We start from the raw sequence: 25919 nt of genomic DNA on the forward strand, positions 1-25919 counted from the left end.
ATTGCGCGATACCAACGCTCTGTCAAGGCGATTGTGACGCTCCGGACTTCGACGCTCCGTTGAGTATCGCCTGGAAATACTGCTGGACGAAGCGGCCTGAAACCGTGTCGGCGATGGAGAACTGCAGGTCGCCTGCCGGGGAGAACGATCCGGTCAGGGCGAGGAAAATTTCCCGGGAGGCCTTGCGGATCGCCTCCTGCAACCGCTGCCGCGTCGCGCTGTCCAGCCCGGTCCGGCACCTGAGGGGGCGCTGGGCGTACAGGGCGCACTTGCCGTCGACCTGCAGCGGGCAGGGGATGGCCGGCGGGGAGGGCTTCTGCTCCGCCGCCTCATCCCGGCTGCGGCCCGCTGTCGTCCTGGCCTCTCTGTGCTGAGCGGATGATGCCAGCGCCCGTTCGATTGCCGCCATGCGATTGTCACGGTCGAGTTGCCGGTTCAGCGACTGGCTCAGATACACCGCCTCGATCAGGTCGACCTCGAATCCACCATGGCAGCAACAGTCCGGGGCGGCGTCATCGGGATTGTTGCCGGCCGCCGCGGCTGCCGCATCCGCTTCCTGGAGAATCGCCTCGATTTCCAGCAGAAACGGCTCTAAGTCGACGGTCGCCTTGTTTTCCAGCGTCGGTTCGCCGGCCTTGAGCTGCCCCTTCTGTTTGCCGTACTTGCGCAACAGCCGCCATTGGCTGAAGCTCCCCGGACTGATCCGCGCCTTTTTCAGCTTCTTTTCGGTCAGTTTGAGACCGAAGCCCCGTCGCAGCAGATAGGCCGAGACGAAGGTGCCGGTGCGGCCAAGACCATGGCGGCAGTGGATCAGGACCTTTTTCTGCAGGTACAGGGCCTCGTCCAGCCAGTCCAGGGCCTTTTCCATCAGTCCCATGTCGGGAGCGCTTTCATCCGGTATCGGCAGGTAGTAGACCTCGAAGCCGGATTCTTTCTCTATCTGATGCAGGTCGCAGAATTCGCCGCAGAGATTGACGATGGCGTTGATGCCCTCTTCCTTGATGTGATCAAGGTCATCATAGGACATGGGGGCCGAGCCGCAGGCCAGTTGGCTGGTCAGCCAGGTTACACTGTAGGTCATGAAGGCATACCCTCAGGGGATTCGGCAAGGAAATTCTCAATATAGCGATGAACGTCGTCGATGTCATGCAGCGTCATATCCATCAGCCGGGTGGCCCCTAGCAGTCGTCCCAGGATCTGCAGCGGCGCCTGCATGTCGGCGGCCGGCAGGGCGGAGATGCGGGCGTCGAGCAGATCGCCGCGGGTTTCGATCTGAAAACCGGCCTGCTCCAGCACGGTGGAGATCAACTGCAGCCGCAGCAGGCGTCCTGAGAACTCGCCGCCGCCGCCGGCAAAGCGGAACTGACAGTAGTTGTTGGCACTGTTGTCGCCGCACAGGGCGTCGATCAGGGTGAAGTGGTAGCCGAAGCGCATGATCAGGTTGACATAATCTCCCCCAAGGACCGCATAACTGGCGTACTCCGGCGAATCGGCCGTGGATATGCCGTCACCCAGGGTCGTTTCGCTGAACTGGCGCCAGTCGAAATGCGGCAGGTCCTGCCAGTGCACCGAAGGATGGGTTATTCCGGACCACAGGGCGAGAAACGGCGCCGAGGCGATCTCCCCGATCGGGATCGCCTCACCTGCCGGGACCGTGGATTCAAGGCCGCCGCCGACATCGACGACAAAGATGTCGAAGGGCAGGTCCGACAGGATTTTTTTGCGATTGCGAGCCGGCTGGCCAAGACGGTCGCCGAGGGAAAACATCGTCCGTACCGCCTGTTCATGACAGAACCGGATCATGTCATGGAAGGAACGGCATTCCTCGGGGATGAAATTACCGGCCCGGGGGTCGGTGAGGTGCAGGGGGGTGATCGTATCGAGCAGCCGGCGCAGTTTGCGGAAATAGGGCAGGCGGCTCTGGCTGTGATAGAGGGGGATCGGAGGGCGGGTTGACAGCGTTGCCCCGTCGAACACCCTTCTCTCCGCGGCCTGCATGCTGATGGTCTGGCCGTGCCGGATGGTCTGGATTCCACTGCCGAGGCCGCACAGCAGCGGCACCTCGAATTCCCGGCAGATCGTGGCGAAATGACCGGCGACACTGCCGAGTTCGGCCAGCACGCCGACCACCCGGTCGATGACCTGGACGTAGGCAGGGCTTGCCTCCCGGATCACGAGGATCGATCCGGCCGGGACCTGTTCGACCGGGTGATCGCGATCGACGCAGTACGCCGGGCCGCTGGCCTGACCCGCCGCCGCCATGGTGCCGCCTTGCAGCAGGGGGTGGCGATCGTCGTCGCGACTTTCCGCCGGTTCTCCGGTTGCAGGCGCCTCCGACGGCCGGGGGTGGGTCGATAACGGACGGCTCTGGAGGAAAAAGAGCTCGCCGTTTTCCCGCATCACCCACTCGATATCCTGGGGACTGCCGAAGTGTTCCTCGATCTCGAGGGCGCGAGTGGCAAGGCTGACGGCCTGTTCTTGTCTCAGGGCCGGCGGCCGCTCTGATTCGACGCGATCGTCGTCTGTGGTCGGGGTATGAATCTGCAACGCGTCGCGATCGACGGCTATGATCTCCGGGATCAGCCGGCCGCTGACCAGGCCTTCCCCCAGACCGCGCACCGTGTGGATATGGACCTGATCGGCACCCGGAAGGGTCGGGCCGACCGTGTAGATGACACCGCTGGCGGTTGCGTCGATCATTTCCAGCACCATGACCGCCATCGGCGTTTCCTCGTCGCCGAACCCGGTATGGATACGGTAGGCCAACGCCTCGGGCTGGTACTTGCTCGCCAGGACGGTGAGATAGGCGGTGATCAGGTTGTCGCGACGGACATCGAGGACCGTGGCGTACTGGCCGGCGAAGGAGAATTCGCTATCCTCGCCTACCGCGCTGCTGCGCACGACCATGCTGATCCTGTCTTCCCGGTCGGCGAAGGCGGCGGCCTGGGCGGTGAAGATCGCCTCGTGAACGGCGGGCGGGACCTCGGCGGAGGTGATCAGCTCGGTCAACTGGCTGGAAATATCGGCAAGGGAGTCAGGGACGGTGGGTTCGATCCGGGCCAGCAACGCATTGATCGCGCCGCGCAGGTCGTTGTATTCGAGCAGGTAATTGAAGCTGTTGACCGTAATGGCAAAGCCGGCAGGGATCGGCAGCTGGAGACTGGCGGCAATGGCGGCCAGGTTGGCGGTCTTGGCCCCGACCATTTCCGGCTTCTGCGCGGCCGCAGCGTCGAGCGGCAGGGCGAACGGCGGGCCGAAGCGGACAGTCGGCGGGGCCAGCAGGAAGCGGCCGTAGAAGTCGAATTTTCGATAATACTCACGCAGCGTGACGAAGGATCCGGGGGCCATCCGTTCGAGGCAGGTGATCATGCCGTTGACGCTGTCCGACAGGGCGTCGTAGCGGTGGCCGATGCGGCAGAGATCTTCCTTGATCCCTTGATAATAGAGTACTTCCAGGTCGGCCATGAGTTCGTGGCTGCGGTTGTCGAAGACCAGCAGTTCGCGAAACGCCTCATAGGTCTCGCGCAGGACGACGCCTGGGGCGAACAGACGGTAGGTCCAGTATTTGAACAGGGTGTTGAGCTGCATATGTCGGTTCCACGGAATTAGCAGGCGTTGGTCGGTGCAACGCAGGCTGTCGCGGCGGCGAAGATGGTAATGCATCCCCGGCCGACGGACGATACGGTTGGCGATCTTTCTCTATCAGATAACGATCCGGTAACGGTAAGTCAATGAACTTGACCGCTTTTCCGGCTGGTTGGGGTGTCTCTTACCGCCGGGCAGTGGAATGATAACGTAGGGCGGCAGAGGGACATCGGCTGCGGAAAATACGGAAGATCAGTGCGTTGCGGGGCGTATCGCTGGATGCGGTTGGCATGGGTTGGTCGAGAAGATTCCGGATGTGTGGCATTCAACCCCACATTCAGAGGGGCCGTGAGGCTCACTCCGCTGCCCTGCATGTTTTTTCAGAGAAGGTGCAGGCTTCAATATGGTGAGTGCTGATGCCAACGAAGCCACCCTCTATCGGTATTTGTTTTTTTTGCCAGCCTTCACCGCAGCGGATAACCTCGATCACGTTTGCCTCGGTGATAGGGATATAGCGATGTTTGCTCTTGCTTTTGAACAGTCCGTAGAAGGTACCGGTAATATAGAAGAAGGCATCTCCCCGGGTATGGGTGATCATATGCGCCAGAGAGGCGCTCTCCCTGGTCTTGACATTGAGGTGAGCCGCTCGTTTCTGTTCCAGGATATTCCCCAGACTCTCGAGTGAATCGTAAAAGAAAAGTATGTCTGAGATTTTGATCTGGAGCTTACTGAATTCGCGTATCTTGAAGTTCCCTTCGAGGACGATGGAGGCATTTCTCAACAGCAGGGAATCGTCAAAACTCCTCTCGTTCGGATCCTTCCAGTAGATATTGGCGCTGTTGAAGATATCAATCGTCCGTTGTGATTCATTGGCGATGTCGATATACCCGCTGTAAATTTTCCCCGGGGTGTAAATCGTAACCATTCGTTGGTTGATATCCATGAATTCCCACCGCTTAAGGCTTGCAACCGTTCGTCGAACAGAGTTCAGACCATATGGATCAGCACTTCGATTATACAGTACTGGCGGACATGAGCTACAGCAAAACGCTGACGATCTTCGGCAATCAATCTCAAGCCTTTGACAGATCTTTGGAATTCCGGGTTTTTTTCCGACCAACGGAATAGGATGGACAGGCGGGCGGTGATCAGCGAAACCAGCCCTGATGTGCCGTGGCATGTTGCATCATACATGGGCTGGTCTGCTCGATACGCGCTGTTTTTTTTTGCGACGGCGGGCTTTGGGAATGGACGGCAGGATCGAGAAGATGTCGCAGGCCCTGAACTTTCGGCTGCGTCGACGCGGCAGCCGAAAGTTCAGGGCCTTACTGAAAATTACAATGAAGAGCCTTTCAGATCCGCTCCGGCCAGATCTGTTCCGACATCTCCGTCAGCTTGTATTTCTGGATCTTACCGCTGGCGGTCATTGGATAACCGTCGACAAAGTGAACATACTTCGGCACCTTGAAGCGGGCGATCTTGCCCCGGCAGAAGTCGATGACATCGCTCGCCTCGATATTGGCATTGTCCCTGCGGATGACGAATGCCCCCACCTCCTCGCCGTACTTCGGGCTCGGCACGGCCGCCACCTGGACATCCTTGATGCCGTCCATATTGTAGAGGAATTCCTCGATCTCCCGGGGATAGATATTCTCGCCGCCGCGGATGATCATATCCTTGTAGCGCCCGGTGATTCTCAGGTTGCCGGCTTCGTCCAGGATGCCGAGGTCGCCGGAGCGCAGCCAGCCGTCGTCGGTGAGTGCCTTGCGGGTGGCCTCCTCGTTATTGTAATAGCCCGTCATCACGCTGTAGCCGCGGCAGCACACCTCGCCCTGGGTTCCGGGCGGCAGGGTCTCGCCGGTCTTGGGGTCGATGATCTTGACCTCGAGGTGGGGCAGGGCCCGGCCGACGGTCTCCACCCGCAGGCGGATATCGTCGCCGATGCGGGTATAGGTCATGACCGGCGAGGCCTCGGTCAGGCCGTAGCAGATGGTGACATCGGTCATGTGCATTTTGGCGATGACCTGTTCCATGACCTTGATCGGGCAGTTCGAGCCGGCCATGATCCCGGTCCGCAGCGATGAGAAGTCGAATTTGGCGAACAGCGGGTGGTCGAGGATGGCGATGAACATCGTCGGTACGCCGTACAGTGCGGTGCAGCGCTCCTTCTCGATCGAGGTCATGACCATCACCGGGTCGAAGCCCTCGAGGATCACCAGGCAGGACCCGTGGCTGACCGAGCCGATGACTCCCATGACGCAGCCGAAGCAGTGGAACAGCGGCACCGGCACGCAGACCCGGTCCTTCTCGGTGAAGAGCTGGTTCGCCCCGACGAAATACCCGTTATTGCCGATATTGTGATGGGTCAGCATGACCCCCTTGGGAAAGCCGGTGGTCCCCGAGGTGTACTGCATGTTGACGACATCATAGGGCGAGAGGGCGGCCTGGCGGGCCTGGTATTCCTCGTCGTTGACCATCACCGACAGGGCGTTGATCTCAGGCATCGAGTACATGCCGCGGTGCTTCTCCAGGCCGAGGAAGCAGACCCGCTTGAGGTGCGGGAAGCGGCTGCTGGCCAGTCGGCCCCGCTCCATGGTCTTCAGTTCCGGAACCAGGTCGTAGATGGTGGTGATGTAGTCGGTGTCCTGATAGCCGTCGATCAAAAAGAGGTTTTCGGTCTCGGACTGGCCGAGCAGGTACTCGATCTCGGCGCTTTTGTAATTGATGTTGACGGTCAGCAGGATCGCCCCGATCTTGGCGGTGGCGAACTGCAGCATCACCCAGTTGGGGATGTTGGTCGCCCAGATGGCGACCTTTTCGCCCTTCTGCACGCCGAGCGCCATCAGGCCCTTGGCCAGGTCGTCGACGGCCTGCTGGAATTGGCGGTAGGTCAGGCGGAAATTGCGGTCGACGTAGACGATGGCGTCGTGGTCAGGGTATCTGGCAACGGTCGCATCGAGCATCTGGCCCAGGGTCATTTCGAGCAGCGGAAGTGTCTGTTCCATGGCGCCTCCCTTATTCCGGTATGTAGACTACGGCATGGATCTGGGCCTTTTCGCCGCCCCGGGCGCTGACATAATGGGGCACCACCGAGTTGTAGTAGACGCTGTCACCCTCCTCGAGGATGTAGGTCTCCTTGCCGTAGATCACTTCGATGCTGCCCTTGAGCACGGCGATCCACTCCTCGCCTTCATGGGAGGACAGGGTTTTCCTGGCGGCCGATTCCGGCATGACTTCGATGAAGAACGGCTCCATGTGGCGATCGGTCTTGCCCATTCCCAGGGAGAAGAAGTTGAGCGCCGCCGGCTTGTTCTTTTCGGCGAGAACGCTGAATTTCGTCAGCCGCTCGGCACTGCGGACGATGTAGGGATCGGTCGATTCCTGATCGTCGAGGAAGGTGCCGAGGCGGACCCCGAGGGTCCGGGCGATCTTGATCATCGGCCCGAGCGGGGGGTAGACGTTCTCATTGAGCATCGTGGTGATGAACTCTTTGTCGAGTCCGGTGCTCTCGGCGAGCCGGTCGATGCCGATGTCCCGCTTTTCCATATAGTACCTGATTCGCTGACTGATCTTTTCTGCACTCATACCTTCCCCCTCGTCTGTTTTGTTAACGCCGCAACATCGACCTGCCCTGCACACCCTGCCCCCGATGGAGATTGACAAAGGCGTTGCGATCGGCTTTGCCGGTCTGCCGGGGCTCACTGCTGAACGTGGAAACTCTTCGCGGCAGCTGCCGGTCCCCTGCGCCGGGATGGTCGACGGGGCTCGATCGGATCGCCATCCCTGCCTGAGTCCCGGCGAGCGACAACCGCCGTTGCCTCTCTTCTCCTATGCCACCGGTACGGTCCAGCCGAAAGGATCGCCGGCCTTGCCGTACTGGATATCCATCAGCTCCTTGAACAGCCGGGCGGAAACGGGACCGACGCCGCCGTCACCGATGGTGATCTCGGTGCCGTCAAATTTCATGTGGCCAACCGGCGAGATAACGGCGGCCGTTCCTGAACCGAAGATCTCCTTCAGCTCTCCCTTCTCGTTGGCCGCATAGACCTCATCGATGCTGATTTTGCGCTCCGTGACCTTCATCCCCCACGACCGGGCCAGAGTCATGACGGAGTTGCGGGTGACGCCGGCGAGGATGCTGCCGTTGAGCATCGGGGTGATCAGCTCGTCGCCGATGATGAAGAAGATGTTCATCGACCCTACTTCCTCGACATATTTCAGTTCGACGCCGTCGAGCCACATTACCTGGGTGTACCCCTCCTTGTGAGCCATCTCGGTGGCATAGAGGCTGGCGGCATAATTGGCGGCGGTTTTCGCCTCGCCCAATCCGCCCCGGACGGCGCGGACATACTTGGAGGTAACCCAGATCTTGACCGGGTTGAATCCCTCCGGATAGTAAGCGCCCACCGGCGACAGGATGATGAAGAAACGGTAGGTCTGCGATACCCGGAGACCGACGTAGGGATCGGTGGCGACGATGGTGGGGCGGATGTAGAGTGAAGTCCCGGGCGCGCTCGGGATCCAGTCCTTTTCGACCTTGAGCAGCTCGACGAGGGCATGGAGGACGAACTCCTCGTCGACGGGCGGGATGCAGAGCTTGTCCCCCGACTGGTTGAAGCGTTTGATGTTATCCATCGGTCGGAACAGCTGGACGGCCCCGCTCTCTGTGCGGTACGCCTTCAGGCCCTCGAAAATGGTCTGGCCGTAGTGGAGCACGATGGTCGAAGGATCCATTTCCATCGGCCCATAAGGCTCGATGCGGGGATTGTGCCAACCCTGGTCGGGGTTGTAGTCCATGTTGAACATGTAATCGGTGAAGATGGTCCCGAACCCCAGCGAGGATTGATCGGGGTGATTCTTCAGGCTGTCCGCTTTTCTGAATGCTATTTCCATTATGGCTCCTTCCGTAAATAGTAATGATGCATATATTTATTGCTGTTTGCTGAAAATGCGAGGAAATGTCAATAAAAACAGGTTCGGGGAGTCGGCCGGGAGTTCGTCGGACGACTCGGGCCAACAGTATGACCAAGGGCTCCAAACCGTTGCCACCATACCATAATCCCAGGGTAAAGTGGCGCTTTTTTTCCGAGACAAGGTTGCAGGGTTGTGACATATTTCTGCCAGAAAGAGGGAAGGGGATTCCGCGCCGTTGAGTGCCGGCAACGATTGGCCGTGATGGCGCCTTCCCCCGGAGGGTCGGGACGATGCGACGAGGTCAAAGCCATAAACCGGATTCGGGTACAGGGCTCGGGTGGTCTCTCCGATCGGTACGATTGCATATTCGGTCGTTTCGATAATGTCCGGCCGGGGAGGTTCCCGGAGACGCGAGCCATGGCGGGCAGAAGAAAAAATCATGAGTTTTTTTTGGCTGCACACGTTATGTTGAGCGACATTTATTCCCAACTGGATTTTCATCCTGCATGTGCGTTTCTGCAAGGTCTTCAGCCACCAGTTCCAGTCGACTACCGGCAGTAACCGGTGTGTTTACCTGAACGCGACATTGTGGTATGGTGGGGCGGTTATTGATTGAGCGCTCGGTTGTTGGCCACGCCTCATGCCGCCGCCTCGGCGGATAACGTCATAACGGAAAAACTGCAGATCATGGACCCCGGCATCGGCCGGGATGGGCGACCGGAATGAGAGTTGCAAGGCATCAACCGCCGGTGGTGCAGGCTTCTGTGCCACCGGCAAATTTTACCAAAGCGGTGAGAAATGAGAAAAGACATCATTGAAATACGATGGCACGGACGCGGCGGCCAGGGCGCCATCACCGCGGCCAAGATCGTGGCGAACGGCGCATTCGCCTGCGGTTACAAGGGTGTGGTCATGGCGCCGACGTTCGGCACCGAGCGGCGGGGCGCCCCGGTTTTCACCTCGCTGAAGATCTCCCGGGAGAAAATATACGATCTCTCGCCGATCACCACCCCCGACATGGTGGTCGTCCTCGACGCCACCCTGCTTGAAGAGGTTGACGTCGTCGCCGGCCTGAAGGAAAACGGTCTGGTGGTCCTCAACGCACCGCCGCCCGCCTCCAATTACACTTTCGGTGGCGCCCGGGTGGCCGTTGCCGACGTCACGGCCCACGGGGTTGAAGCAGGGCTGAAGCCCGGTATCGTCAACAGCGGCATCATCGGCGCCTTTGCCAAGGCCAGCGGTCTTGTCGATATCGACACCCTGGCCCGCGCCATCGAAGAGGAATTCACCGGCAAGAAGCCGGAACTGAACGCCAGGGCGGCACGCATCGCCTATGAACATACCTTCATCGGAGAGTAAGAAATGGCAACGAAAACCTACTGCGAGATGATCTCGCGCAGCCAGCCGGGGCCCGGAGACGGCGGCAACACCGGTTCCTGGCGGGTCAAGCGGCCGATCATCGATTACGACAAATGCATTCCGGCCAAAACCAAGAAAAGGGCGTGCTTCACCTGCTGGCTCCTTTGCCCTGATTGCGTCGTCAGCAAGACCATTCCGCCCGCCATCAACCTCGACTATTGCAAGGGCTGCGGCATCTGTGCCGAGGAGTGTCCCGCCGGCGCCATCGAGATGGTGGACGAGGCCAGCCAGACCGGAAAGGAGAAATAGTACCATGCACATCATCGAATCGGGAAATGTCGCCGCGGCGACGGGTGTCAAACTCTCACGGGTCCAGGTCATCGCCGCCTATCCGATCACCCCGCAGACCCCGTTGACCGAAAAATTATCGGAATTCGTCGAGTCGGAACAGCTCACCGCCCAGTATATACCGGTGGAGAGCGAGCACAGCGCCATGGCCGTCTGCATCGCCGCCTCGACGGCCGGCACCAGGGCCTTCACCGCCACCAGTGCCAATGGCCTGCTGTATATGAACGAGCAGCTGCACTGGGCCGTCGGCGCCCGCCTGCCGATCGTCACCTGTGTCGTCAATCGCGGCATCGGGGCGCCGTGGACGGTGTGGAACGACCAGCAGGACAGCATGGCCCAGCGGGATGTGGGCTGGATCCAGCTGTACGCCAGCGATCACCAGCAGATCATCGATTCGGTGATCAAGGCCTTCCGTCTCGCCCAGACCGTCAGCATCCCGGTCATGGTGTGTTACGACGGCTATCTGCTGTCCCATACCTATATGCCGTTCGATCTGCCGGAACAGAGCGAGGTTGACGCCTTTCTGCCGCCGTTTGTCCCGAAGCACTTCCTTGATCCGGAAAATCCCGGCAACTTCAATACCGTGACTCTGCCCGATGTCCGGCCCGGGGTCGATGGCACCATGCGACCGGGGTACATTGAGATCCGCCATAACCTGCACCAGGACCTCCGCGCCGCCCTCGACAGCTATGCCGAGATCGATCGCGAATTCGAGCAGCGCTTCGGCCGCGGCGGCAGTCCCTTTGTCGAGCAGTACCGCTGCGATGACGCCCGCTTCGTCGCCGTCGCCGTCGGCTCGCTGTCCTACCAGCTGCGCGATGTCATCGACACCATGCGGGAAGACGGCATTGCCATCGGCGTCATGGGCGTGCAGATGTACCGGCCCTTCCCGGATCAGGCCGTTGCCTCCGCCCTTGCCGGCAAGGAATGCGTCATCGTTTTCGAGAAGGCCCTCAGTTACGGCAACCAGGGGCCGCTCTACAGCGACATCAAATCGACCCTCTACCGTATGGACGACCGGCCGATTATCCACAATTACATCCTCGGCCTCGGCGGCAGGGAGATCAAGACGCAGCAGCTGCTCGACGCTTTGACGGAATCATGCGCCAGGCCTGCGGCAATCGAAGATACGCCACGCTGGATCGGCTTAAAATTACAGGAAGAGCATCATGGCTGAGAAGACAACCATTTTAAACCTGACTGAGGAAGAGTTCGTCCACTCCGGGAACCGGGCCTGCACCGGTTGCGGTCTGTCCATCGTCTACCGCATCGGGCTGAAGGCCCTGGGCAAAAACAGCGTCCTGGTGGTGCCTCCCAGCTGTCTCACCGTTCTCCAGGGCCTCTATCCGGTGGCTTCGACCAAACTCCCCTGCGTCAATGTCACCTTCGCTTCGACCGCGGCTGCGGCTACCGGTGTCCGCAGCGCCATGATGGCGCTGGGCAAGGACGATGTCAATGTCGTGGCCTGGGCCGGCGACGGCGGCACCAGCGACATCGGGATTCAGGCCCTGTCGGGGGCATGCGAGCGGGGCGATAACATTATCTATATCTGTTACGACAACGAGGCATACATGAATACCGGTGTCCAGCGCTCCGGCACCACCCCCCAGGGTGTCCTGACGACCACGACACCGATCAAGGGCAAGCTGCAGGTGAAAAAGGACGTGCCGGCCATCATCGCCGCCCATGGCATTCCCTATGTCGCCACCGCCTCTGCCGCCTTTCCCCTCGATTTCTATGACAAGGTCAAGAAGGCCACCACCATCCACGGGCCGAAATACATCCATGTCCATACTCCCTGCCCGCCGGGGTGGGGTTTCGATACGCGCTACACGATCAAGGTGGGGAAACTCGCCGTCGAGACGGGGCTTTTTGACCTGTATGAAATCGAGAACGGCAGCTTCAGTCTTTCCGCGCCTTCGCAACGGCTCGTCGGCAAAAAGCGCCCACCGGTCAGTGACTATTTTGCCGCCCAGGGACGCTTCAAATCCCTCGACACCGATATGGTGAACACGATCCAGCAGCAGGTCGACGCCAAGTGGGCGGCCTGATGATCGTGTACCGCCTGACTGATTGAAATTCTCCTGCACCGGGTCTTGTGACGTGCTCCATCTGTCAGGATGGAGCACGTATCTCCGGTTATTGCGGCGGCTGCTTCACCGCCACGTCCAGCAGCGTGACCGCTTCCTCGAAGGTCTTCCAGCCATGGCGTTGGCCGGCGGGGATGAAATAGCTCTGACGGGCAGTGAGAAGTCGGCGGTCATTGCCGACGAACATCTCTATTTTTCCATCGAGGACCACGCCGCACTGGTCGAAGGGGTGGACATGGCCGGCATCCTCCATGTCGGCAGCGATCTTCATGCAGACCATGATCAGATCGTTGCCGAATTCCGCCTTGCTGACTATGCCTGGCCGGAACTCCTCCAGCGGCAAGGTGTTCAAATCCCAAAATGCCATGGCTCCCTCCCTTGCGGTATCTGAAAGACCTTCATCAAGATGTGATACGACAGTCATAGCGGCTGCCGCTTGCACTTTCTGTACACTCCCCGGTCAGTCCATCGGTACGTAGGCATACCCCTGGGCCTGGTAACCGATCATCGAGACATAGCCGTTGTCGACGACCTGCACCAGCGGCAGGAAGTCGGCGACCTCGATCTTCTGCAGCCCGGCGGCAATGCGGCATTGTTCGACGGCAAACCCCATGGCCTTGAATTTTTCCGCCTTCGCCACGATCTCTTTTTTGAGCGGCAGATCGGCCTCGAGGACGTAGTCGGCGCCCTCGGTGAAGTAGTTGCTGGCCATCCCCCTGATCCCGATCACCACCCGGGGCGAGAAGCCGGCGGTCACCAGATCGGTGTAGGTCGTTTCAATGAGCTGCAGCCGGGTGCGCAGCTTGGCCGGCTCACCGATGTTGACGTCGAAATAGACATTGGCCGTCAAGACCCCGGACAAGGCCCCGCCGTGGTTCAAGGCGGCGGCGCCGTCATCGCTGCGGAGGATGAATACGACCGCGAGCAGCATCACCACCACCATTTTCATCATCCAGTTCATCGACGTATCTCCTGTGCAGGGAAGGGGAAAGGGGCTGGCGTATCAACACCCCACGTCCGGGAGTCGGAGGATCTTGAGACCAAGGTTGCCGTCCTGCTCCGGTCGATACCAGACTTTGATGATCTGCCTGGTCTGCAGATCCTCGAGTTTGCCGATCCCCTCGAGCTCGGTGTCGGGGGTGACGCGGATCGTGACGCGAGGACCTTTCACCTGCTCGAGGACCACCGATTTGTCGGTCGCGGAGACTTTGCGCACCATGCCCTTGAGATAGAGGTACTCGCCGGTCGAAACATCTTCCTCGTAGAGAGCGGCGGCAAGCGGGGCGGTCTGGAGAAAAAACAGGCCGAGAGCGGCGACCAGGACGGTCAGTCGTCGAATGCTGAAGATCAGGTTCATGGGTGTATCCCCCTTGTGATTCAGGTTGAGTCGTCATCGCCCTGTGCCGATACCGGTCGATGGGCGTCTATTGTAGAACTGGTAAGCATCCCCGGACCGTTCCGCAATGTGAGAGCGTCCTGCGAGGAAATAGATTGCGTTCCCGACTGCGTCAACGGTAATACTCAGGAGGCGGGGGCGGCATGCCCCGTCAATCCGCGGGGAGGACAAAGATGAGGAGATGGAGATGAAGGGAATCGATGGTATCGTCACGACCGGAGGCGAGGCATGACCGGGCCGTCTTCGATCTCCGCCGAACTGGTCGACAGCATCTACCGGAGCGCCTCCTTGATGCAGGGTGAAGGTCGTTATGCCGAGGCGGAGGCGGAGTATGCCCGGCTCCTTCAATATTTTCCCGATTCTCCGGCCCTCCATTACAATATCGGCCTGCTGCTCTATGCCCAGGAAAAATTCGAGGCCTCGCTTCATCATTATCTTCAGGCCATGGACGCCTCCGGCGACGATCCCGACCTGCTCTACAACCTCGGGCTCTGCCTGCAGAAATGCGGCAGGACCGGCAAGGCCGCCCTCGTTTACGAGGAGTTGCTCCGACTTGCCCCCGACGATGTCGACGGCCTGTACAACCTCGCCGGCTGCTACAGGGAACTGCGGCAATACGACCAGGCGGCAAAGGTTCTCGACCGGTTACTGGTGCTGCAACCGGACCACCAGGGAGCGACCGGCGGCCTCGCCTACCTCTTGCACCTGCAGGGCAAGCTTCACGAGGCCTGCAGATGCTATTGCCGTTTGCTGGAACTGCATCCCGGCCACCAGACGGCCCGCCACATGGTTGCCGCACTGCGGGGGGAGCGGATTGGGACCGCCGCCGACGAGTACGTTCGCACCGTCTTCAACGGCTATGCCGATGATTTCGAAGACAGCCTGGTACAGGGCCTGGGTTATCGGGTACCGGAAGGCCTGAGACGTGGTGTCGGTCTTGTGGCCGGTGCCGGCCGGAGGTTTGCCCATCTCCTTGACCTGGGCTGCGGCACCGGGCTGGTGGGGGCCGCCTTTGTTGATATCTGCGACTGTCTCACCGGGGTCGACCTCGCCGAGGAAATGATCGTCCGGGCCAGGATTAAACGGCTGTACCATCATCTCGTAGTCGATGGCATTTTCCCCTTCCTGAACGGGACCGCTGGCCGCTATGATCTGGTGACCCTTGCCGATGTCCTGATCTACCTTGGTGATCCGGAACCGATGCTGACGGCGGTGCACCTGAAGACCACCGATGACGCGCTCCTCTGCTTTTCGATCGAGATTGCCGAGACGCCGACGTACTGCCTGCAGTCGACCGGCAGGTTCGCCCATTCTCCCGGGTTTATTGGCCGTCTCGCCACCACGACCGGTTGGGTGCTTCGTCACCGTGAAACCATCCGTCTGCGGCGTGAAGGGGACGGCTGGATCGGGGGGATGCTCTTTTTTCTGACCAAAGGCGGCGGCCGCCGCTGACCATGTGGCCGAGAGCGTCATCATTCACCGGCGGTCTGACGGTTTGGCGGCGTTGTGTTCATGATGTATACTGGAAAGGGAAACACCGGAGCCGTTTCGATGATCGCTGCGGCGCCCGGCAATGCAACAGCCCAGGGAGGGAAAAATGCGCGTAATCATGGATCTGTGTGTCGTGCCGATGGGGGTCGGGGTTTCGGTCTCGGCCTATGTCGCCGCCTGCCAGGAGGTGCTGGCCGAGGCCGGACTCACGTTCAGTCTCCACGCCTACGGCACCAATATCGAGGGGGAGTGGGACGAGGTCATGGCGGCGGTCAGACGCTGCCACGAGCGGGTGCATGCGATGGGGGCGCCACGGATCACCACCACCATCAAACTCGGCACCCGCACCGACCGCGACCAGGGACTGGACGACAAGGTCGAGAGCGTCAGGCGGAAACTGCAGCGATAGGGCGGCCAGGCTGAAGAGCGGCGGTGGCGACGGCAGGATCTGTCAACCGTGAAAAGGTTGACAACACCGCCCGTTATCCCTATAAACGATGACCACGGGCGTCGTTGCCGGGGGAGCGGCGGCAAAGGTGCTGCCGATTGTCCGTGCCGATTGTTCGCCATATCTGCTGGCTCTTTTCACTGCCATTGATTTTCGACAAAACCATGAGCACTATCACCCAGCTTCCCGGGAAAACGGCGGAAAATCTGAAGAAGATTCGAGCCGGCAAACCGCTTGTCCATAATATCACCAACTTCGTGGTGATGAACTATACCGCCAATGTCCTGCTGGCGACCGGCGCCTCGCCGGTCATGGCCCATGCCGCAGGCGAGGTCGAGGAGATGGTCGGATTGGCCGGATCCCTGGTCCTCAACATCGGCACCCTCACCGACCGCTGGGTCGACGCGATGGTGCTGGCGGGGCGAAGGGCGACCGTCCTCGGTCGGCCGATCATCCTCGATCCGGTCGGGGCCGGGGCCACCGCCCTGCGGACGGCCGCAGCCCGGAGGATACTGGCCGAGACCAGGGTCAGCGTCGTGCGCGGCAACGCCTCCGAAATCCTGTCCCTTGGCGATGCCGCGGCGGCCGGTCGGGGTGTCGACGCGGTCCACGCCGTAGATGAGGCCGTCGAGGTGGCCGCCCGGCTCGCCACCTCCCTGCAGACCACCCTGGCGGTCACCGGGAAGGTCGACCTGGTGACCGATGGCCGGAAAGCCGTCAGAATCGCCAACGGCCATCCCCTGATGACGGCCGTGACCGGCACCGGCTGTTCGGCCACGGCGATCATCGGCGCCTTTCTTGCCGTCGACCCCGATCCGTTATCGGCGGCGGCGACCGGCCTGGCCTGCTTCAACATCGCCGGTGAGATGGCGGGAGAGAAGGCAGCCGGACCCGGTTCATTCATGATCAATCTGCTCGACGCCCTCTATAATCTCCGCCCGGAGGAGGTCGCTGAGCGCAGCCGGTTCAGCACCGCATGAAGATCGGCCCGAGAGCCGATTTGCCGCGCTATCTGGTGACCGACAGGGAGGTGCCGCGGGGGCGGGATTCCGCTGAGTTGAAGGGGCGAGGTGAGCAGAGTTGGGGAGGGAAAAGGATATGAACAACGAGACCAGGACCTATCACCGGGTGTTGACCATCGCCGGCTCGGACAGCGGCGGCGGGGCGGGCATCCAGGCCGATCTGAAGACCATCGCCGCCAACGGCTGCTACGGCATGAGCGTCATCACCGCGTTGACCGCCCAGAATACCTGCGGCGTCACCGCGATCCATCCGGTGCCGGTGGAGTTCGTCCGGGCCCAGATGGATGCCGTGCTCTCCGATATCGGCTGCGATGCGGTGAAGATCGGCATGCTCTTTTCTCCCGAACTGATCAGGGAAGTGGCGGCAGGGCTGCAGCGGCACGGTATCGACCGGATCGTCCTCGATCCGGTCATGGTCGCCCAGAGCGGCGACCGGCTGGTGCAGGACGAGGCGGTTGCCGCCTTGAAGAAGTACCTGCTGCCCCTGGCCGAACTGGTCACTCCCAACCTGCCCGAGATCTCGGTTTTGTTGGGGCGGGAGATCGTCACCGCCGAGGCGATCGGTGAGGCGGCGGTTGAACTGGCGGCGGTGGGGTGCCGCAATGTCCTGGTCAAGGCCGGACACCTCGAAACCGTCGCCTGTGATGACATCCTCTGTCTCGACGGCGGCCAGCAACTGCTCGTTTTGCCGGGGCGACGGATCGCCACCCGCAACAACCACGGCACCGGCTGTACGCTGTCGTCGGCGATCGCCGCACATCTCGCCCGCGGTGAGGGGGTCGAAGCGGCGGTGCGGCAGGCGAAAGAGTACATCACCGGCGCCATTGCCGCCGGCGCCTCCTATGCCCTCGGCCACGGCCACGGCCCGGTGCACCATTTTTACCGCTACTGGTAGGATCGTCACGCCGCGGTAGCAGAGGCACCGCCTCACTTCATGATCCTGGCCGGCGGAGCAGATACAGCCCTTCGATTCGACTGACGGCGCCGCCGCCGATAAAAACCTGCGGGCCTCCCTTCTCCCTGCTCCGTGCCATGAGTTTGATGATATTCGGATCATCGCGCTCGCCGTTCTGTTCGATGATCAGGGTTTCTCCGTCCCAGAGGCCTTGCTGCAGCAGGTAGTGGCCGAGGGCGGCATTGCCGGAGCCGGTTGCCGGGTCCTCGAGGTAGCCGAAACGAGGGGCGAAGACGCGGCTGCGCCAGGCGGCATCGAACCTCGCGGTTTCACCGGTGAAGATGGTGACGATGTCGATTGCGTGGTCCTCGCAGAATCTTCTGAGCCGATCCTGGTCGGGCAGCACCGTCAGTGTCGATTGCAGGGTCGTGAACGGGACGAGCAGGGTCTCGAGTCCGGCATTGATCTTGGCAGTCGGCAGGGACGTGGAGATGTCCGTGGGATCGATGCCGAGTGCCGTGGCGATAGAGGTTTCAGCGATGTCCTGCCTGGTGGATACCGGATTGGGGGCGCTGATGAAGACGGCGTTGTCGGGTGCAACCCTGTTTTCCGCAATCAGGCTGCTGGTCGTGGTATCGACATGGATTGCCGGTAGATTCCGGAGATCTGGGTCGTTGGCGAAGAGGTCGTAGAGGATGGCAATCGTCGCGTGACCGCAGAAGGCCACCTCCCGCTCCGCCGAGAAATAACGCAGGGCGACTCGCTCCGGAGCCATTCGGCAGACGAACCCGACCTCGGAGACGAATCCCTGCAGTTCACGGGCGATCTGCTGCATTTCTTCGGGAGCAATATCGGCGAAGGAATCGACGGTTATCATTCCGGCCGGGTTGCCGCTTGATTGGCCGGCGGCGAAGGCATCGAGCTTCTTGAAGCGGAACTGTTTCATCTGGACCTCAAACTTTTTGGGTTGATCCGACATCAGTGACCAAAGCTACCTGATATCGACGCGTACGACCAGGTACTGCTGTGTCGAAATCGAATCGGCACAGACGCAATCCTCACCAAACCCGGTGTTCATCGTCTCGGGATCAGGTTCCCTGAAGGAGATTGAAAAGAGGAACCAAAAAGGGTAGCATATGCCGCTCTTTCTCATCAAGGAATAGAGTATTGTTTCAGTTGCACATATTCATTTTTTTGGGCTGAAAACCATGATCCGCGACGTGCAGAACCACAGGAATGCCGGTCGTAGAAAAAAAGACCTTCGTGCCGCGGCGATCCGCCGGACGCTGATCGACATCTCCAGTGCCGTCAGCACGACATTCGATCTCGACGAGTTGTTCCGGGTGGTCCATTGCAAACTGGCCCGGGTCATCAATGTCACCAATTTCGCCATTGGCATCGTGGACCGTCGGACCGGCATACTGTCCTTCCCTTTTTTTCGGGATGAGTGGGATGTCGGTTATGATTCCGGCTATCGGTTCGCCGACGGCGACTCTCTCGACGACGAAGTGCTCCGGGTCCGTCGGCCGCTGCTGCTGCAAACCGCCGACCTGGTGCGACGGGCGGCGGACCGCAGAGTTGCGAAGATGCCGTTGATCTGGCTGGGGGTGCCGTTGATGACCGGCAACGAAATCCTCGGGGTGATGTCGGTCAAGAGCTACACCAATCCGGACCAGTTTGACCGGGATGACCTCGAGATTCTGACCTCGATATCGCAGCAGTTGGCCGTTGCCATCGAACGAAAGGTCGCCGTGGATTCCCTTCGCCTGAGCGAGGAACGGCTCAGGGGCTTCGTAGAGGGGACGGACGACCTGGTGGTGCAGTTGGACAAGGAGGGGATCATAACCTACTGTAACCACACGGCCGAGCGGATATTCGGGGAACCCGCCGATGCGTGCATCGGGTGGGCCATCATCGATTTCGTCCATAAAGATGACGCCGAGGCCTTTCTCGATGCCATTCTGCAGATCCTGTCCCGGCGGCGGACGAGTATCGTCGTCGAGAACCGCTTTGTCAACCGGCGTAGCGGTGAGGCGATCCCCCTGCACTGGACGATCAGAAGGCAGTATGATACCTGTGGCCAGTCCGTGGTTGTCAATGGCATCGCCCATGACCTGACGAACCGCAACCGGGCGGAAGAGGAGAGGCTGAAAGTTCTCAAACTCGAATCGATCGGTGTGCTCTCTGGAGGTATTGCCCATGATTTCAATAATATGCTTTCTGTGGTCATAGGCAATCTCGATCTCCTCCAGATGAAAGGGAACCTGCGGGAAAGGGAGCGGGAGTTTATCCATGCCGCCAGGCAGGCCAGTCTGCGGGCCAAGGAACTGACGCTGCAGCTGATCTCTTTTTCGCTGGGAGATGCGCCGCGATTGGTTCCGGGCAACCTCGGCGACGTGATCGCCATCTGTGTCGATAGGGTCAGGGCCAAAGTCGCGACCCAAATCGAGCTTGATATTGCCCCGGATCTCCAGCTCCTCTGTTTCGATGCCTTCCAGGTTGATCATGTCATCGACAAGTTGTTGGACAATGCCGTCGAGGCCGTCGCCGCTGGAGGGAGCGTCAGGGTTCGCCTCTACAATCACCATCCGGACGTTGATATCGGTCTTCAAACAGAGGACGAACCGCCGCTGCGCGGGAGACTCGTTGTGATCGAAATATCGGATACCGGTGTCGGCATTCCCGATGCCCATCGCTTGCGGGTATTCGATCCGTATTTTTCGACGAAATCACGGGGCAATCAAAAGGGGATAGGACTGGGACTGTCGGTTGCCTACGCCATCGTTCGCCGGCATCAGGGAGAGATCAGGATCTGGTCCAAACCTGGGAGCGGCACGACTGTCCGGGTGTATCTCCCCGCCGAGGTCGATCCGGACCGAATGAACTGATCGGCACATGTCGATTGCAGCGGCGGGGCACCTGCGGCAACGCTCCGGTTCCGCTGTTGAAACCGTACCTCCGGGCGAACGTCTCCTTGCGGTACGTGTGTCCGCCCGTGTCAAGTTCCGGTGTCTCCGTCAACCAGGGGAGTGAACGGCACCGGCCGCATTTTCCGCTCTCAATCGGGCCATGCAATGGAGGCAGCCATTGCCGATTCGTTCATTCCGATCTTCCTGACCGGATCAGGGCCTGTTCTATCCGGGGCTGGATCTCCTCGAGAAGATCGGTACGCAGCAGGTAGGGGCAGGGCTGTTCATAAGGAAATTCCCGGCATTGACGGGGGCGGGCGGGATGGACCGAGCACCGCTTGGTCATCCTGTCGTTGCTGAGAAAGGGACAGGAGCCATCGCTCCTCGTTTTGAAGGTGTTCCTGTCTTCGATGTAACGTTGACGCACTTCACCGTCGCTGATCCCGAAATGTCGGGCCAGTCTGTTGATATCCTCCGCCGTGATCAGAAGCGTCGAGCCCTTGAGCCGATAGCAGCAATAGCCTGGGCAGTAGTTGCAGTAAACGCTGCCGGTCGACGACCGGAGGGGGGAAGATGCTGTCGTCATCGTCTGCGCACTGGATCGGAGGTTGGATCGAGCCGGGAAAGCGTCGTGATCCCCTGTGGCCGGCATCGGTTTTTCCAGCTCTGTTTGCCTGGGAGGGAGGTGCGGCTGCTTCAGTGCACTATGCAGCGTCAGCGTTGGTCTGTAAAGGGAAAAGCCGAAAATTCGCTTGCCCGGCTGCAACGCATCCGCTAGGCTATGCAATTACCCTTCTGGGACAGCTTGATAATAAAGGGGATCGATCTCAAATCCATGCAGCAGGGGAGGTTGCGGAATGAAGAATCAACAGTGGGGCGTGGTGCTGGCGGCGATCATCGTCTGTGCCGCGATCGTTTTTGCCGCCGACAGGCTGCAGCAGACCGGAATCCGCATCGAAGACCGGAGTGAACCGGTAGTGGAAAAAAAGACCGAAGCGATTCCCGTGACGCAGAGAACAATCACGGTGACGGGAGAGGGTCGGATCGTCGTCGAGCCCGATCATGTCAGGATCACCGCCGGGGTTTCGGAACTGGCGGAAACCACCGGCAAGGCGCAGCAGCAGGCGAATCAGAAACTGACCAGGGTTCTCGATATCCTGAAAGAAAATGAGATCCCGGAACGCAATATCCAGACCTCCCACCTGGCGTTTCGTCCGGAATACGACTGGAGCGACGGGGAGCGGCGACTGATCGGGCAGCGCGTCGAGCAGAGTCTCAATATTGATATCCCCGAGATCGATGTGCGGCCGGATCGGGTGGCGAAGATCCTTGACACCTTCGGCGCCATTCATCAACTCGAGATGCATTCGGTGAGTTTCGAAGTCAAGAACCGCAAGGAACTGGTCAACCGGGCACGCGTCCTTGCCTTCGAGGAAGCGCGGCAGAAGGCTGAAGCGCTGGCCCAGTTGTCCGGGCTGGCGGTGGAGAAGCCGCTGCAGATCAGCGAAAACGAGGGCAACGCCCGGCCCATCCCTTACTTCCGGACGACGCCGCAGATGCATGCGGCGGTGGAGGGTGCACCCTCCGCGCTGCCTGCCGGGGAGATGGATGTGACGGTCATGGTCAACGTCGTCTTTGCCGTCCGGTGATTTTCGGGAAACGCGAGTTTCGGGAAACGCGAGGGAGGCAGTTGCGGACATATCGCCGAGGATCGCCTTCTCTACCCCCAGGTCAGGACCGGCGCCATGGGTGAAGGCCGATTTTCGCGGATCGGCTGGGACGACGCCTGGGATATCCTGAGGACCAGACTCCCCGAGGTCATGCGCCGCCATGGTGGCGAGGCGGTGCTGCCCTATTCCTACGCCGGCAGTATGGGTATGGTGAACCGCTTTGCCGGTCATACCTTTTTTTATCGCCTCGGGGCCTTGCGGCTGGTGGTCACCGACCGGGTTACTGGAGCCACCGGTGATCGGTCTACTGGAGCCACAAAAACCAGGCCGTGTTCCTCGTGGACGGGGGCAATTATTTTTCGATTTTCATGTTTTTTCACCCTCTTTTTTCATGTTCTTGGGGAATGCTTTCACGATTCCCGAGTGACCATGGCCTGGGTGGAGGCGGTCATTGCAGGGCCAGGCGGAAGAGGTGTGGTCGAGGATGAGGCCGCTGACCGTGCTATCTTGCAACCGTCCTCATGACAGCAACTGTTTCAGGGCGAAATAGAGCAGCGGCATAAATATCGCCGGCAGCATGTTGCCGACCCTGATCCGGGTCATACCGAGCATGTTCATGCCGATGGCCAGAATGAGCAGGCCGCCGGTGGAGGTCATCTCCTGGATGGTGGCATGGACGAGAAAACCTTTCATGAATACGGCAGTCAAGGTGATCGCGCCCTGATAGAGGAAAACGGCGACGGCGGAGAATATCACGCCGAGGCCCATCGTCGAGGCGAAGATGATCGACGTGACCCCGTCGAGGACCGACTTGGCGAAGAGGGTCTGATGGTTGCCGGTCAAGCCGCTTTCCAGCGATCCGACGATGGCCATCGAGCCGACACAGAAGACGAGGCTGGCCGTTACGAAGCCTTTGGCGAAAGTGCTGTCGGTGTTGCCGCCGTTTTTCCCGGCGACTCTGGTTTCGAGATAGGTGCCAAGCTGTTCCAGCCTGTTCTCGATTCGGGCGATTTCACCGCAGAGTGAGCCGACTACGATGGAGATGATGACCACCAGCAGATTGTCGGCGACGAGGGCACTCTTGACGCCGATCATGACAACCGAAAGTCCCACCCCGTTCTGAACTGTCACTTTGTAATGTTCGGGAATCCCCCGGCTGAAAAGGAGTCCAATGATGCTCCCGGCGATGATGGCAACGGCGTTGACGATTGTCCCAATCATTTTTCTCTCTGCTGATAATTTTCCGGCCACCGAATGTACCCTGATCGGCATGGCCATAAGTGCAGCCCCATGCATTACCTTTCCCGATCTCTTTTTGCAATCGTTTTTCGGCGAGAAACAGGGTGGGGGAGGGGAACAATGAGAAGCAGGGAACGGTCCTTTTCGTAGCACTGAATGAGTGAAGAAATTCAGCGCAACATCCGCTTTTCGGCGACGACCTGCAGAGGGATGATCTCTCCTGGGGATGGCAGAGGTGTTGTTCCGGTGAAACTGGAAAACCAGCAGGCTTCCGGCGTGGCGGTCAAAGCTGAGTGGAGATCAGTGGCGCGCCCCTCTCTGCAGGATGTTTACCGATAAACGACGGCGTACCGATCGAGGAGTAGGACGGAATGAGCTTGCGTTATCTTGATGATGCTGTTCGTTGCCCATTCACTATCCGGTTGATGTCTGGCTATTTCCTTGGGATCGTCCACAGGCCGGACTCGCCGCGGCAGGCGATACCATAATAGGTTTTTGATTGCCAGCCGAGATCGAGTCGTTGCTCGTACCGGCGGCAAGGGGTCCCGTCGGCGAGACGGTAGGTTGCAACCGGAGTCATCGCAAAAGAAATCTGTTTGTTCTCGTCCGTCCACCTGTTCATCTCGCCGCTGGCAGCAGTTCCCAGAGTTTGTTGAAAGTGTTCCTTGATGCCGACGATGGCGTTTTTATCGATCCCAAGCGCGGAAAGGGAAGGAAGGATGGCGACAAGTTCCTTGTGGACCTTGGGGCGTGCAGCCTGGTAATTCTGTTCGAAAAGTACCCAGTGACCGATGGTTGGGGCGTAGTGAAAGATCTTTTCCTCCCACCGTATTGCCCTTCCCGCCCGGGTCATCTTGTTGAAGCGTGAGCAGGTGATCTTCCAGGTGTCGAAGGTCCCAGCTGGCACTTGCACCCGTTCTGTTTCGTCGACGGAACATTTCCAGGTTGCTTCAGCGTGTTTTTCATATACCCCCGGGATGCCCCATTTACTTTTTTCGTCGAAATGGGTGCGATTGCCGACGGCGAGAGGCCAGACACTCGTCTGAGTGGTCGAATAGAGATATTTGGTCGGGGTGAAGAATCTGTACCCCTTCATGTTTTTGTTTTCCCACCGGGCAGGGCGGTAGGTGAAATCAGGAGAGCTGAGCAAACGTTCCCCGCGGCTGGTTTCCCAGATAACGAAAGATGGGTTTGTTTCAACGACTTTTTCCCAGGAACCGTCTGAATAAACAAAGGTTGTACCCACGGTATGTTCCGGAAGGGTTGAGCGCCCTAAGACGATTGTTGTGGTTGGCGGGTACTGGTGGGCGGTTGGCGGAGCCATCGGAGCGCAGCCTGAAATGGCAAGTACCGCAAGGATAAACGGAAAAGCAACGCCGATGGATGTCGGCAGGGTCAGTTCAAGGTGTCTGATGATTGAAACCATGATATTGCAATATCTCATTTAAAGAAGATGACGGTTGTTATTCTATATCGTCCCAGGTCCCAAGAATTCGTTCTTCCTCGATTGAGGAAACAGGCCTGAGATCGTCGAACGTGCCAAGATGTGACAGGGCTGTATCTCTGTCACCGAAACCTTTCGGGGTATTTCTCCCTCCTCTATTGGTCTCTACGGCATCAACGGAATCACCATCGATCCTGCTGCGTTGATTGGTTTCGATTATGAGGTCATTATCGGTTTCGTAGTTGTCACCACCCATTGTGTCATCATCACTGCTGCCATCAAGACCCGAGCCAGAATCAGCGTCAGCCCCTGAATCGGTTCCGGTATCGCCGGTATCACCCGTATCGCCGGTATCACCCGTATCACCGGTATCACCCGTATCACCGGTATCGCCCGTATCACCGGTATCGCCAGAGTCGCCGGTATCACCCGTGTCGCCGGCATCGCCCGTGTCGCCGGTATCGCCAGAGTCGCCGGTATCGCCAGAGTCGCCGGTATCGCCAGAGTCGCCGGCATCGCCAGCGTCGCCGGATTCGCCACCTGAGGAATCAGCGGCGAGTGCTGAATCTACAGTGAACGTGAACGTTGTAGTGTCGAGGGTAAAGGTGAAGAGTGAAAAGGAAAGGGTAAGAAAAAACAAAAGAATGCATTGTCGATATCGAACAAAATAGCTGAGATCCGATATTGTGTGTGGATAATCGTTTGATGACATAGAAGGGGTCCACTGAGTCTGCGAAAAAAAATTTTCAAGAAAGATAATGGCTAAAGTACAAACTGTACTGATCCGTCCATTATAATTGGCTATGGGCAAGACTGCAATGTGTCCCGCATCCCTGAGGAAAAAGAGTGTTGGAGCATAACAAGGGAATTTGCGACACATTGGTTTGTTACGATGCGCGACCGCGAGAATCTATTGATTCAATGACAGAGCAGGGAATCTCGGCGAAGCGACGAAGGGGAAAGTCTTAGGGAGTGGAGAGGTGGTTTAGTGGAGAGGCGGATTAGGGGAGAAGCGGGAGGCGGGAGTGGTTAGAGAAAAAGGGAAAGGGCCCTGACAGGATGGATGTCAGGGCCCTTTGGGGCAAGGATTCGGCGGCGACCTACTCTCC

General features: G+C 59.5%; 27 protein-coding genes. 12 read left to right on the forward strand and 15 right to left on the reverse strand.

All coding sequences use genetic code 11. The features are described from left to right. Positions 1–22 precede the first annotated feature (22 nt). The 7 genes from HNQ81_RS14530 to HNQ81_RS14560 all read right to left on the reverse strand — a co-directional run bounded on the left by HNQ81_RS14530 (position 23) and on the right by HNQ81_RS14560 (position 8478). Positions 23–1081 carry a protein-tyrosine phosphatase family protein gene (locus HNQ81_RS14530; RefSeq protein ID WP_183352033.1) on the reverse strand — a complete coding sequence of 353 codons (1059 nt, stop codon included), beginning with the start codon at positions 1079–1081 and terminating at the stop codon, positions 23–25. Beyond that, complete coding sequence (locus HNQ81_RS14535) at positions 1078–3588, reverse strand: PEP/pyruvate-binding domain-containing protein (protein WP_183352034.1); 2511 nt, start codon at positions 3586–3588, stop codon at positions 1078–1080. Before HNQ81_RS14535 ends, HNQ81_RS14530 begins: the two co-directional genes overlap by 4 nt. A 352-nt stretch (positions 3589–3940) precedes the next feature. Further along, positions 3941–4528, reverse strand: a complete 588-nt coding sequence (locus tag HNQ81_RS14540; protein WP_183352035.1) for a hypothetical protein — start codon at positions 4526–4528, stop codon at positions 3941–3943. 44 nt (positions 4529–4572) lie between these two features. Further along, positions 4573–4779, reverse strand: a complete 207-nt coding sequence (locus tag HNQ81_RS14545; RefSeq protein WP_183352036.1) for a hypothetical protein — start codon at positions 4777–4779, stop codon at positions 4573–4575. A gap of 158 nt (positions 4780–4937) precedes the next feature. Next, a complete protein-coding gene (locus HNQ81_RS14550; protein ID WP_183352037.1) occupies positions 4938–6590 on the reverse strand; it encodes an AMP-binding protein in 1653 nt (550 codons plus the stop codon). Positions 6591–6600: 10 nt separating this feature from the next. Further along, positions 6601–7170, reverse strand: a complete 570-nt coding sequence (locus HNQ81_RS14555; protein ID WP_183352038.1) for a helix-turn-helix domain-containing protein — start codon at positions 7168–7170, stop codon at positions 6601–6603. Between the two features lie 243 nt (positions 7171–7413). Next, the gene (locus HNQ81_RS14560; protein WP_183352039.1) at positions 7414–8478 is read right to left on the reverse strand and encodes a branched-chain amino acid aminotransferase; all 1065 of its coding nucleotides are present in this window, start codon (positions 8476–8478) and stop codon (positions 7414–7416) included. A gap of 819 nt (positions 8479–9297) precedes the next feature. Here HNQ81_RS14560 and HNQ81_RS14565 point away from each other — a divergent pair. The 4 genes from HNQ81_RS14565 to HNQ81_RS14580 are packed head-to-tail and all read left to right on the forward strand — an operon-like array spanning position 9298 to position 12257. Next, positions 9298–9858 carry a 2-oxoacid:acceptor oxidoreductase family protein gene (locus HNQ81_RS14565; protein ID WP_183352040.1) on the forward strand — a complete coding sequence of 187 codons (561 nt, stop codon included), beginning with the start codon at positions 9298–9300 and terminating at the stop codon, positions 9856–9858. A 3-nt stretch (positions 9859–9861) separates the two neighbouring features. Further along, positions 9862–10167 carry a 4Fe-4S binding protein gene (locus HNQ81_RS14570; protein WP_183352041.1) on the forward strand — a complete coding sequence of 102 codons (306 nt, stop codon included), beginning with the start codon at positions 9862–9864 and terminating at the stop codon, positions 10165–10167. 4 nt (positions 10168–10171) lie between these two features. Further along, entirely contained in the window at positions 10172–11383 is a 1212-nt protein-coding gene (locus HNQ81_RS14575; RefSeq protein WP_183352042.1) for a pyruvate ferredoxin oxidoreductase, read from the forward strand. Next, a complete protein-coding gene (locus HNQ81_RS14580; RefSeq protein ID WP_183352043.1) occupies positions 11376–12257 on the forward strand; it encodes a thiamine pyrophosphate-dependent enzyme in 882 nt (293 codons plus the stop codon). The genes HNQ81_RS14575 and HNQ81_RS14580 overlap by 8 nt, the downstream gene beginning before the upstream one ends. Positions 12258–12345: 88 nt before the next feature. On the opposite strand, the gene HNQ81_RS14585 is transcribed toward HNQ81_RS14580, so the two are convergent. The 3 genes from HNQ81_RS14585 to HNQ81_RS14595 all read right to left on the reverse strand — a co-directional run bounded on the left by HNQ81_RS14585 (position 12346) and on the right by HNQ81_RS14595 (position 13653). Beyond that, on the reverse strand, positions 12346–12663 hold the full coding sequence (locus tag HNQ81_RS14585) for a cupin domain-containing protein (protein ID WP_183352044.1): 318 nt from the start codon (positions 12661–12663) through the stop codon (positions 12346–12348). Positions 12664–12756: 93 nt separating this feature from the next. Further along, the gene (locus HNQ81_RS14590) at positions 12757–13257 is read right to left on the reverse strand and encodes a DsrE family protein (RefSeq protein WP_183352045.1); all 501 of its coding nucleotides are present in this window, start codon (positions 13255–13257) and stop codon (positions 12757–12759) included. 42 nt (positions 13258–13299) lie between these two features. Next, complete coding sequence (locus tag HNQ81_RS14595) at positions 13300–13653, reverse strand: hypothetical protein (protein ID WP_183352046.1); 354 nt, start codon at positions 13651–13653, stop codon at positions 13300–13302. 267 nt (positions 13654–13920) lie between these two features. Between HNQ81_RS14595 and HNQ81_RS14600 the strand changes: the two genes are divergently transcribed. The 4 genes from HNQ81_RS14600 to thiD all read left to right on the forward strand — a co-directional run bounded on the left by HNQ81_RS14600 (position 13921) and on the right by thiD (position 17548). Then, entirely contained in the window at positions 13921–15144 is a 1224-nt protein-coding gene (locus HNQ81_RS14600) for a tetratricopeptide repeat protein (RefSeq protein ID WP_183352047.1), read from the forward strand. 145 nt (positions 15145–15289) lie between these two features. After that, entirely contained in the window at positions 15290–15592 is a 303-nt protein-coding gene (locus tag HNQ81_RS14605; RefSeq protein ID WP_183352048.1) for an MTH1187 family thiamine-binding protein, read from the forward strand. A 203-nt stretch (positions 15593–15795) separates the two neighbouring features. Continuing rightward, entirely contained in the window at positions 15796–16611 is an 816-nt protein-coding gene (thiM, locus tag HNQ81_RS14610; protein WP_183352049.1) for a hydroxyethylthiazole kinase, read from the forward strand. Between the two features lie 118 nt (positions 16612–16729). Next, positions 16730–17548 (forward strand): bifunctional hydroxymethylpyrimidine kinase/phosphomethylpyrimidine kinase, encoded by an 819-nt coding sequence (gene thiD, locus HNQ81_RS14615; RefSeq protein ID WP_183352050.1) that lies wholly within the window; start codon positions 16730–16732, stop codon positions 17546–17548. A gap of 37 nt (positions 17549–17585) precedes the next feature. Here thiD and HNQ81_RS14620 read toward each other — a convergent pair whose 3' ends face one another. Beyond that, positions 17586–18494, reverse strand: coding sequence for a PhzF family phenazine biosynthesis protein (locus HNQ81_RS14620; protein ID WP_183352051.1), 909 nt, complete (start codon positions 18492–18494; stop codon positions 17586–17588). Between the two features lie 262 nt (positions 18495–18756). On the opposite strand from HNQ81_RS14620, the gene HNQ81_RS14625 reads away from it, so the two are divergent. After that, positions 18757–20436, forward strand: coding sequence for an ATP-binding protein (locus tag HNQ81_RS14625; protein ID WP_183352052.1), 1680 nt, complete (start codon positions 18757–18759; stop codon positions 20434–20436). Positions 20437–20647: 211 nt separating this feature from the next. Here HNQ81_RS14625 and HNQ81_RS14630 read toward each other — a convergent pair whose 3' ends face one another. Further along, the gene (locus HNQ81_RS14630) at positions 20648–21043 is read right to left on the reverse strand and encodes a YkgJ family cysteine cluster protein (RefSeq protein WP_183352053.1); all 396 of its coding nucleotides are present in this window, start codon (positions 21041–21043) and stop codon (positions 20648–20650) included. 271 nt (positions 21044–21314) lie between these two features. On the opposite strand from HNQ81_RS14630, the gene HNQ81_RS14635 reads away from it, so the two are divergent. Both HNQ81_RS14635 and HNQ81_RS14640 read left to right on the forward strand, forming a co-directional pair. Beyond that, complete coding sequence (locus tag HNQ81_RS14635) at positions 21315–22106, forward strand: SIMPL domain-containing protein (protein WP_183352054.1); 792 nt, start codon at positions 21315–21317, stop codon at positions 22104–22106. Between the two features lie 51 nt (positions 22107–22157). After that, entirely contained in the window at positions 22158–22652 is a 495-nt protein-coding gene (locus tag HNQ81_RS14640) for a molybdopterin-dependent oxidoreductase (protein ID WP_337833462.1), read from the forward strand. Here the strand turns inward: HNQ81_RS14640 and HNQ81_RS14645 are convergent. After that, the gene (locus HNQ81_RS14645) at positions 22647–23348 is read right to left on the reverse strand and encodes a DUF554 domain-containing protein (protein WP_183352056.1); all 702 of its coding nucleotides are present in this window, start codon (positions 23346–23348) and stop codon (positions 22647–22649) included. The two genes, HNQ81_RS14640 and HNQ81_RS14645, sit on opposite strands and share 6 nt — an antisense overlap. Before the next feature lie 174 nt (positions 23349–23522). On the opposite strand from HNQ81_RS14645, the gene HNQ81_RS14650 reads away from it, so the two are divergent. Further along, on the forward strand, positions 23523–23705 hold the full coding sequence (locus tag HNQ81_RS14650) for a hypothetical protein (protein ID WP_183352057.1): 183 nt from the start codon (positions 23523–23525) through the stop codon (positions 23703–23705). A gap of 94 nt (positions 23706–23799) precedes the next feature. On the opposite strand, the gene HNQ81_RS14655 is transcribed toward HNQ81_RS14650, so the two are convergent. Together HNQ81_RS14655 and HNQ81_RS14660 are read right to left on the reverse strand one after the other, a co-directional pair. Continuing rightward, positions 23800–24792: an RT0821/Lpp0805 family surface protein gene (locus tag HNQ81_RS14655; RefSeq protein WP_183352058.1), complete on the reverse strand. Its 993-nt coding sequence runs from the start codon at positions 24790–24792 to the stop codon at positions 23800–23802. Between the two features lie 37 nt (positions 24793–24829). Continuing rightward, positions 24830–25522, reverse strand: a complete 693-nt coding sequence (locus tag HNQ81_RS14660; RefSeq protein ID WP_183352059.1) for a hypothetical protein — start codon at positions 25520–25522, stop codon at positions 24830–24832. Between the last annotated feature and the right edge of the window lie 397 nt (positions 25523–25919).

Origin of the sequence: Desulfoprunum benzoelyticum (assembly GCF_014201505.1) — a bacterium.
Lineage (GTDB): Bacteria > Desulfobacterota > Desulfobulbia > Desulfobulbales > Desulfocapsaceae > Desulfoprunum > Desulfoprunum benzoelyticum.

Coding starts and splice junctions, on each gene's coding strand:
- HNQ81_RS14660 (WP_183352059.1), bottom strand. CDS start 25,522: ATGTCATCAAACGATTATCCACACACAATATCGGATCTCAGCTATTTT.
- HNQ81_RS14590 (WP_183352045.1), bottom strand. CDS start 13,257: ATGAACTGGATGATGAAAATGGTGGTGGTGATGCTGCTCGCGGTCGTA.
- HNQ81_RS14650 (WP_183352057.1), top strand. CDS start 23,523: ATGAGTGAAGAAATTCAGCGCAACATCCGCTTTTCGGCGACGACCTGC.
- HNQ81_RS14595 (WP_183352046.1), bottom strand. CDS start 13,653: ATGAACCTGATCTTCAGCATTCGACGACTGACCGTCCTGGTCGCCGCT.
- HNQ81_RS14655 (WP_183352058.1), bottom strand. CDS start 24,792: ATGGTTTCAATCATCAGACACCTTGAACTGACCCTGCCGACATCCATC.
- HNQ81_RS14570 (WP_183352041.1), top strand. CDS start 9,862: ATGGCAACGAAAACCTACTGCGAGATGATCTCGCGCAGCCAGCCGGGG.
- HNQ81_RS14545 (WP_183352036.1), bottom strand. CDS start 4,779: ATGTATGATGCAACATGCCACGGCACATCAGGGCTGGTTTCGCTGATC.
- HNQ81_RS14635 (WP_183352054.1), top strand. CDS start 21,315: ATGAAGAATCAACAGTGGGGCGTGGTGCTGGCGGCGATCATCGTCTGT.
- HNQ81_RS14630 (WP_183352053.1), bottom strand. CDS start 21,043: ATGACGACAGCATCTTCCCCCCTCCGGTCGTCGACCGGCAGCGTTTAC.
- HNQ81_RS14555 (WP_183352038.1), bottom strand. CDS start 7,170: ATGAGTGCAGAAAAGATCAGTCAGCGAATCAGGTACTATATGGAAAAG.
- thiD (WP_183352050.1), top strand. CDS start 16,730: ATGAACAACGAGACCAGGACCTATCACCGGGTGTTGACCATCGCCGGC.
- HNQ81_RS14540 (WP_183352035.1), bottom strand. CDS start 4,528: ATGGATATCAACCAACGAATGGTTACGATTTACACCCCGGGGAAAATT.
- HNQ81_RS14550 (WP_183352037.1), bottom strand. CDS start 6,590: ATGGAACAGACACTTCCGCTGCTCGAAATGACCCTGGGCCAGATGCTC.
- HNQ81_RS14600 (WP_183352047.1), top strand. CDS start 13,921: ATGACCGGGCCGTCTTCGATCTCCGCCGAACTGGTCGACAGCATCTAC.
- HNQ81_RS14580 (WP_183352043.1), top strand. CDS start 11,376: ATGGCTGAGAAGACAACCATTTTAAACCTGACTGAGGAAGAGTTCGTC.
- HNQ81_RS14535 (WP_183352034.1), bottom strand. CDS start 3,588: ATGCAGCTCAACACCCTGTTCAAATACTGGACCTACCGTCTGTTCGCC.
- HNQ81_RS14530 (WP_183352033.1), bottom strand. CDS start 1,081: ATGACCTACAGTGTAACCTGGCTGACCAGCCAACTGGCCTGCGGCTCG.
- HNQ81_RS14585 (WP_183352044.1), bottom strand. CDS start 12,663: ATGGCATTTTGGGATTTGAACACCTTGCCGCTGGAGGAGTTCCGGCCA.
- HNQ81_RS14560 (WP_183352039.1), bottom strand. CDS start 8,478: ATGGAAATAGCATTCAGAAAAGCGGACAGCCTGAAGAATCACCCCGAT.
- HNQ81_RS14575 (WP_183352042.1), top strand. CDS start 10,172: ATGCACATCATCGAATCGGGAAATGTCGCCGCGGCGACGGGTGTCAAA.
- HNQ81_RS14605 (WP_183352048.1), top strand. CDS start 15,290: ATGCGCGTAATCATGGATCTGTGTGTCGTGCCGATGGGGGTCGGGGTT.
- HNQ81_RS14620 (WP_183352051.1), bottom strand. CDS start 18,494: ATGAAACAGTTCCGCTTCAAGAAGCTCGATGCCTTCGCCGCCGGCCAA.
- HNQ81_RS14625 (WP_183352052.1), top strand. CDS start 18,757: ATGATCCGCGACGTGCAGAACCACAGGAATGCCGGTCGTAGAAAAAAA.
- HNQ81_RS14645 (WP_183352056.1), bottom strand. CDS start 23,348: ATGATTGGGACAATCGTCAACGCCGTTGCCATCATCGCCGGGAGCATC.
- HNQ81_RS14565 (WP_183352040.1), top strand. CDS start 9,298: ATGAGAAAAGACATCATTGAAATACGATGGCACGGACGCGGCGGCCAG.
- thiM (WP_183352049.1), top strand. CDS start 15,796: ATGAGCACTATCACCCAGCTTCCCGGGAAAACGGCGGAAAATCTGAAG.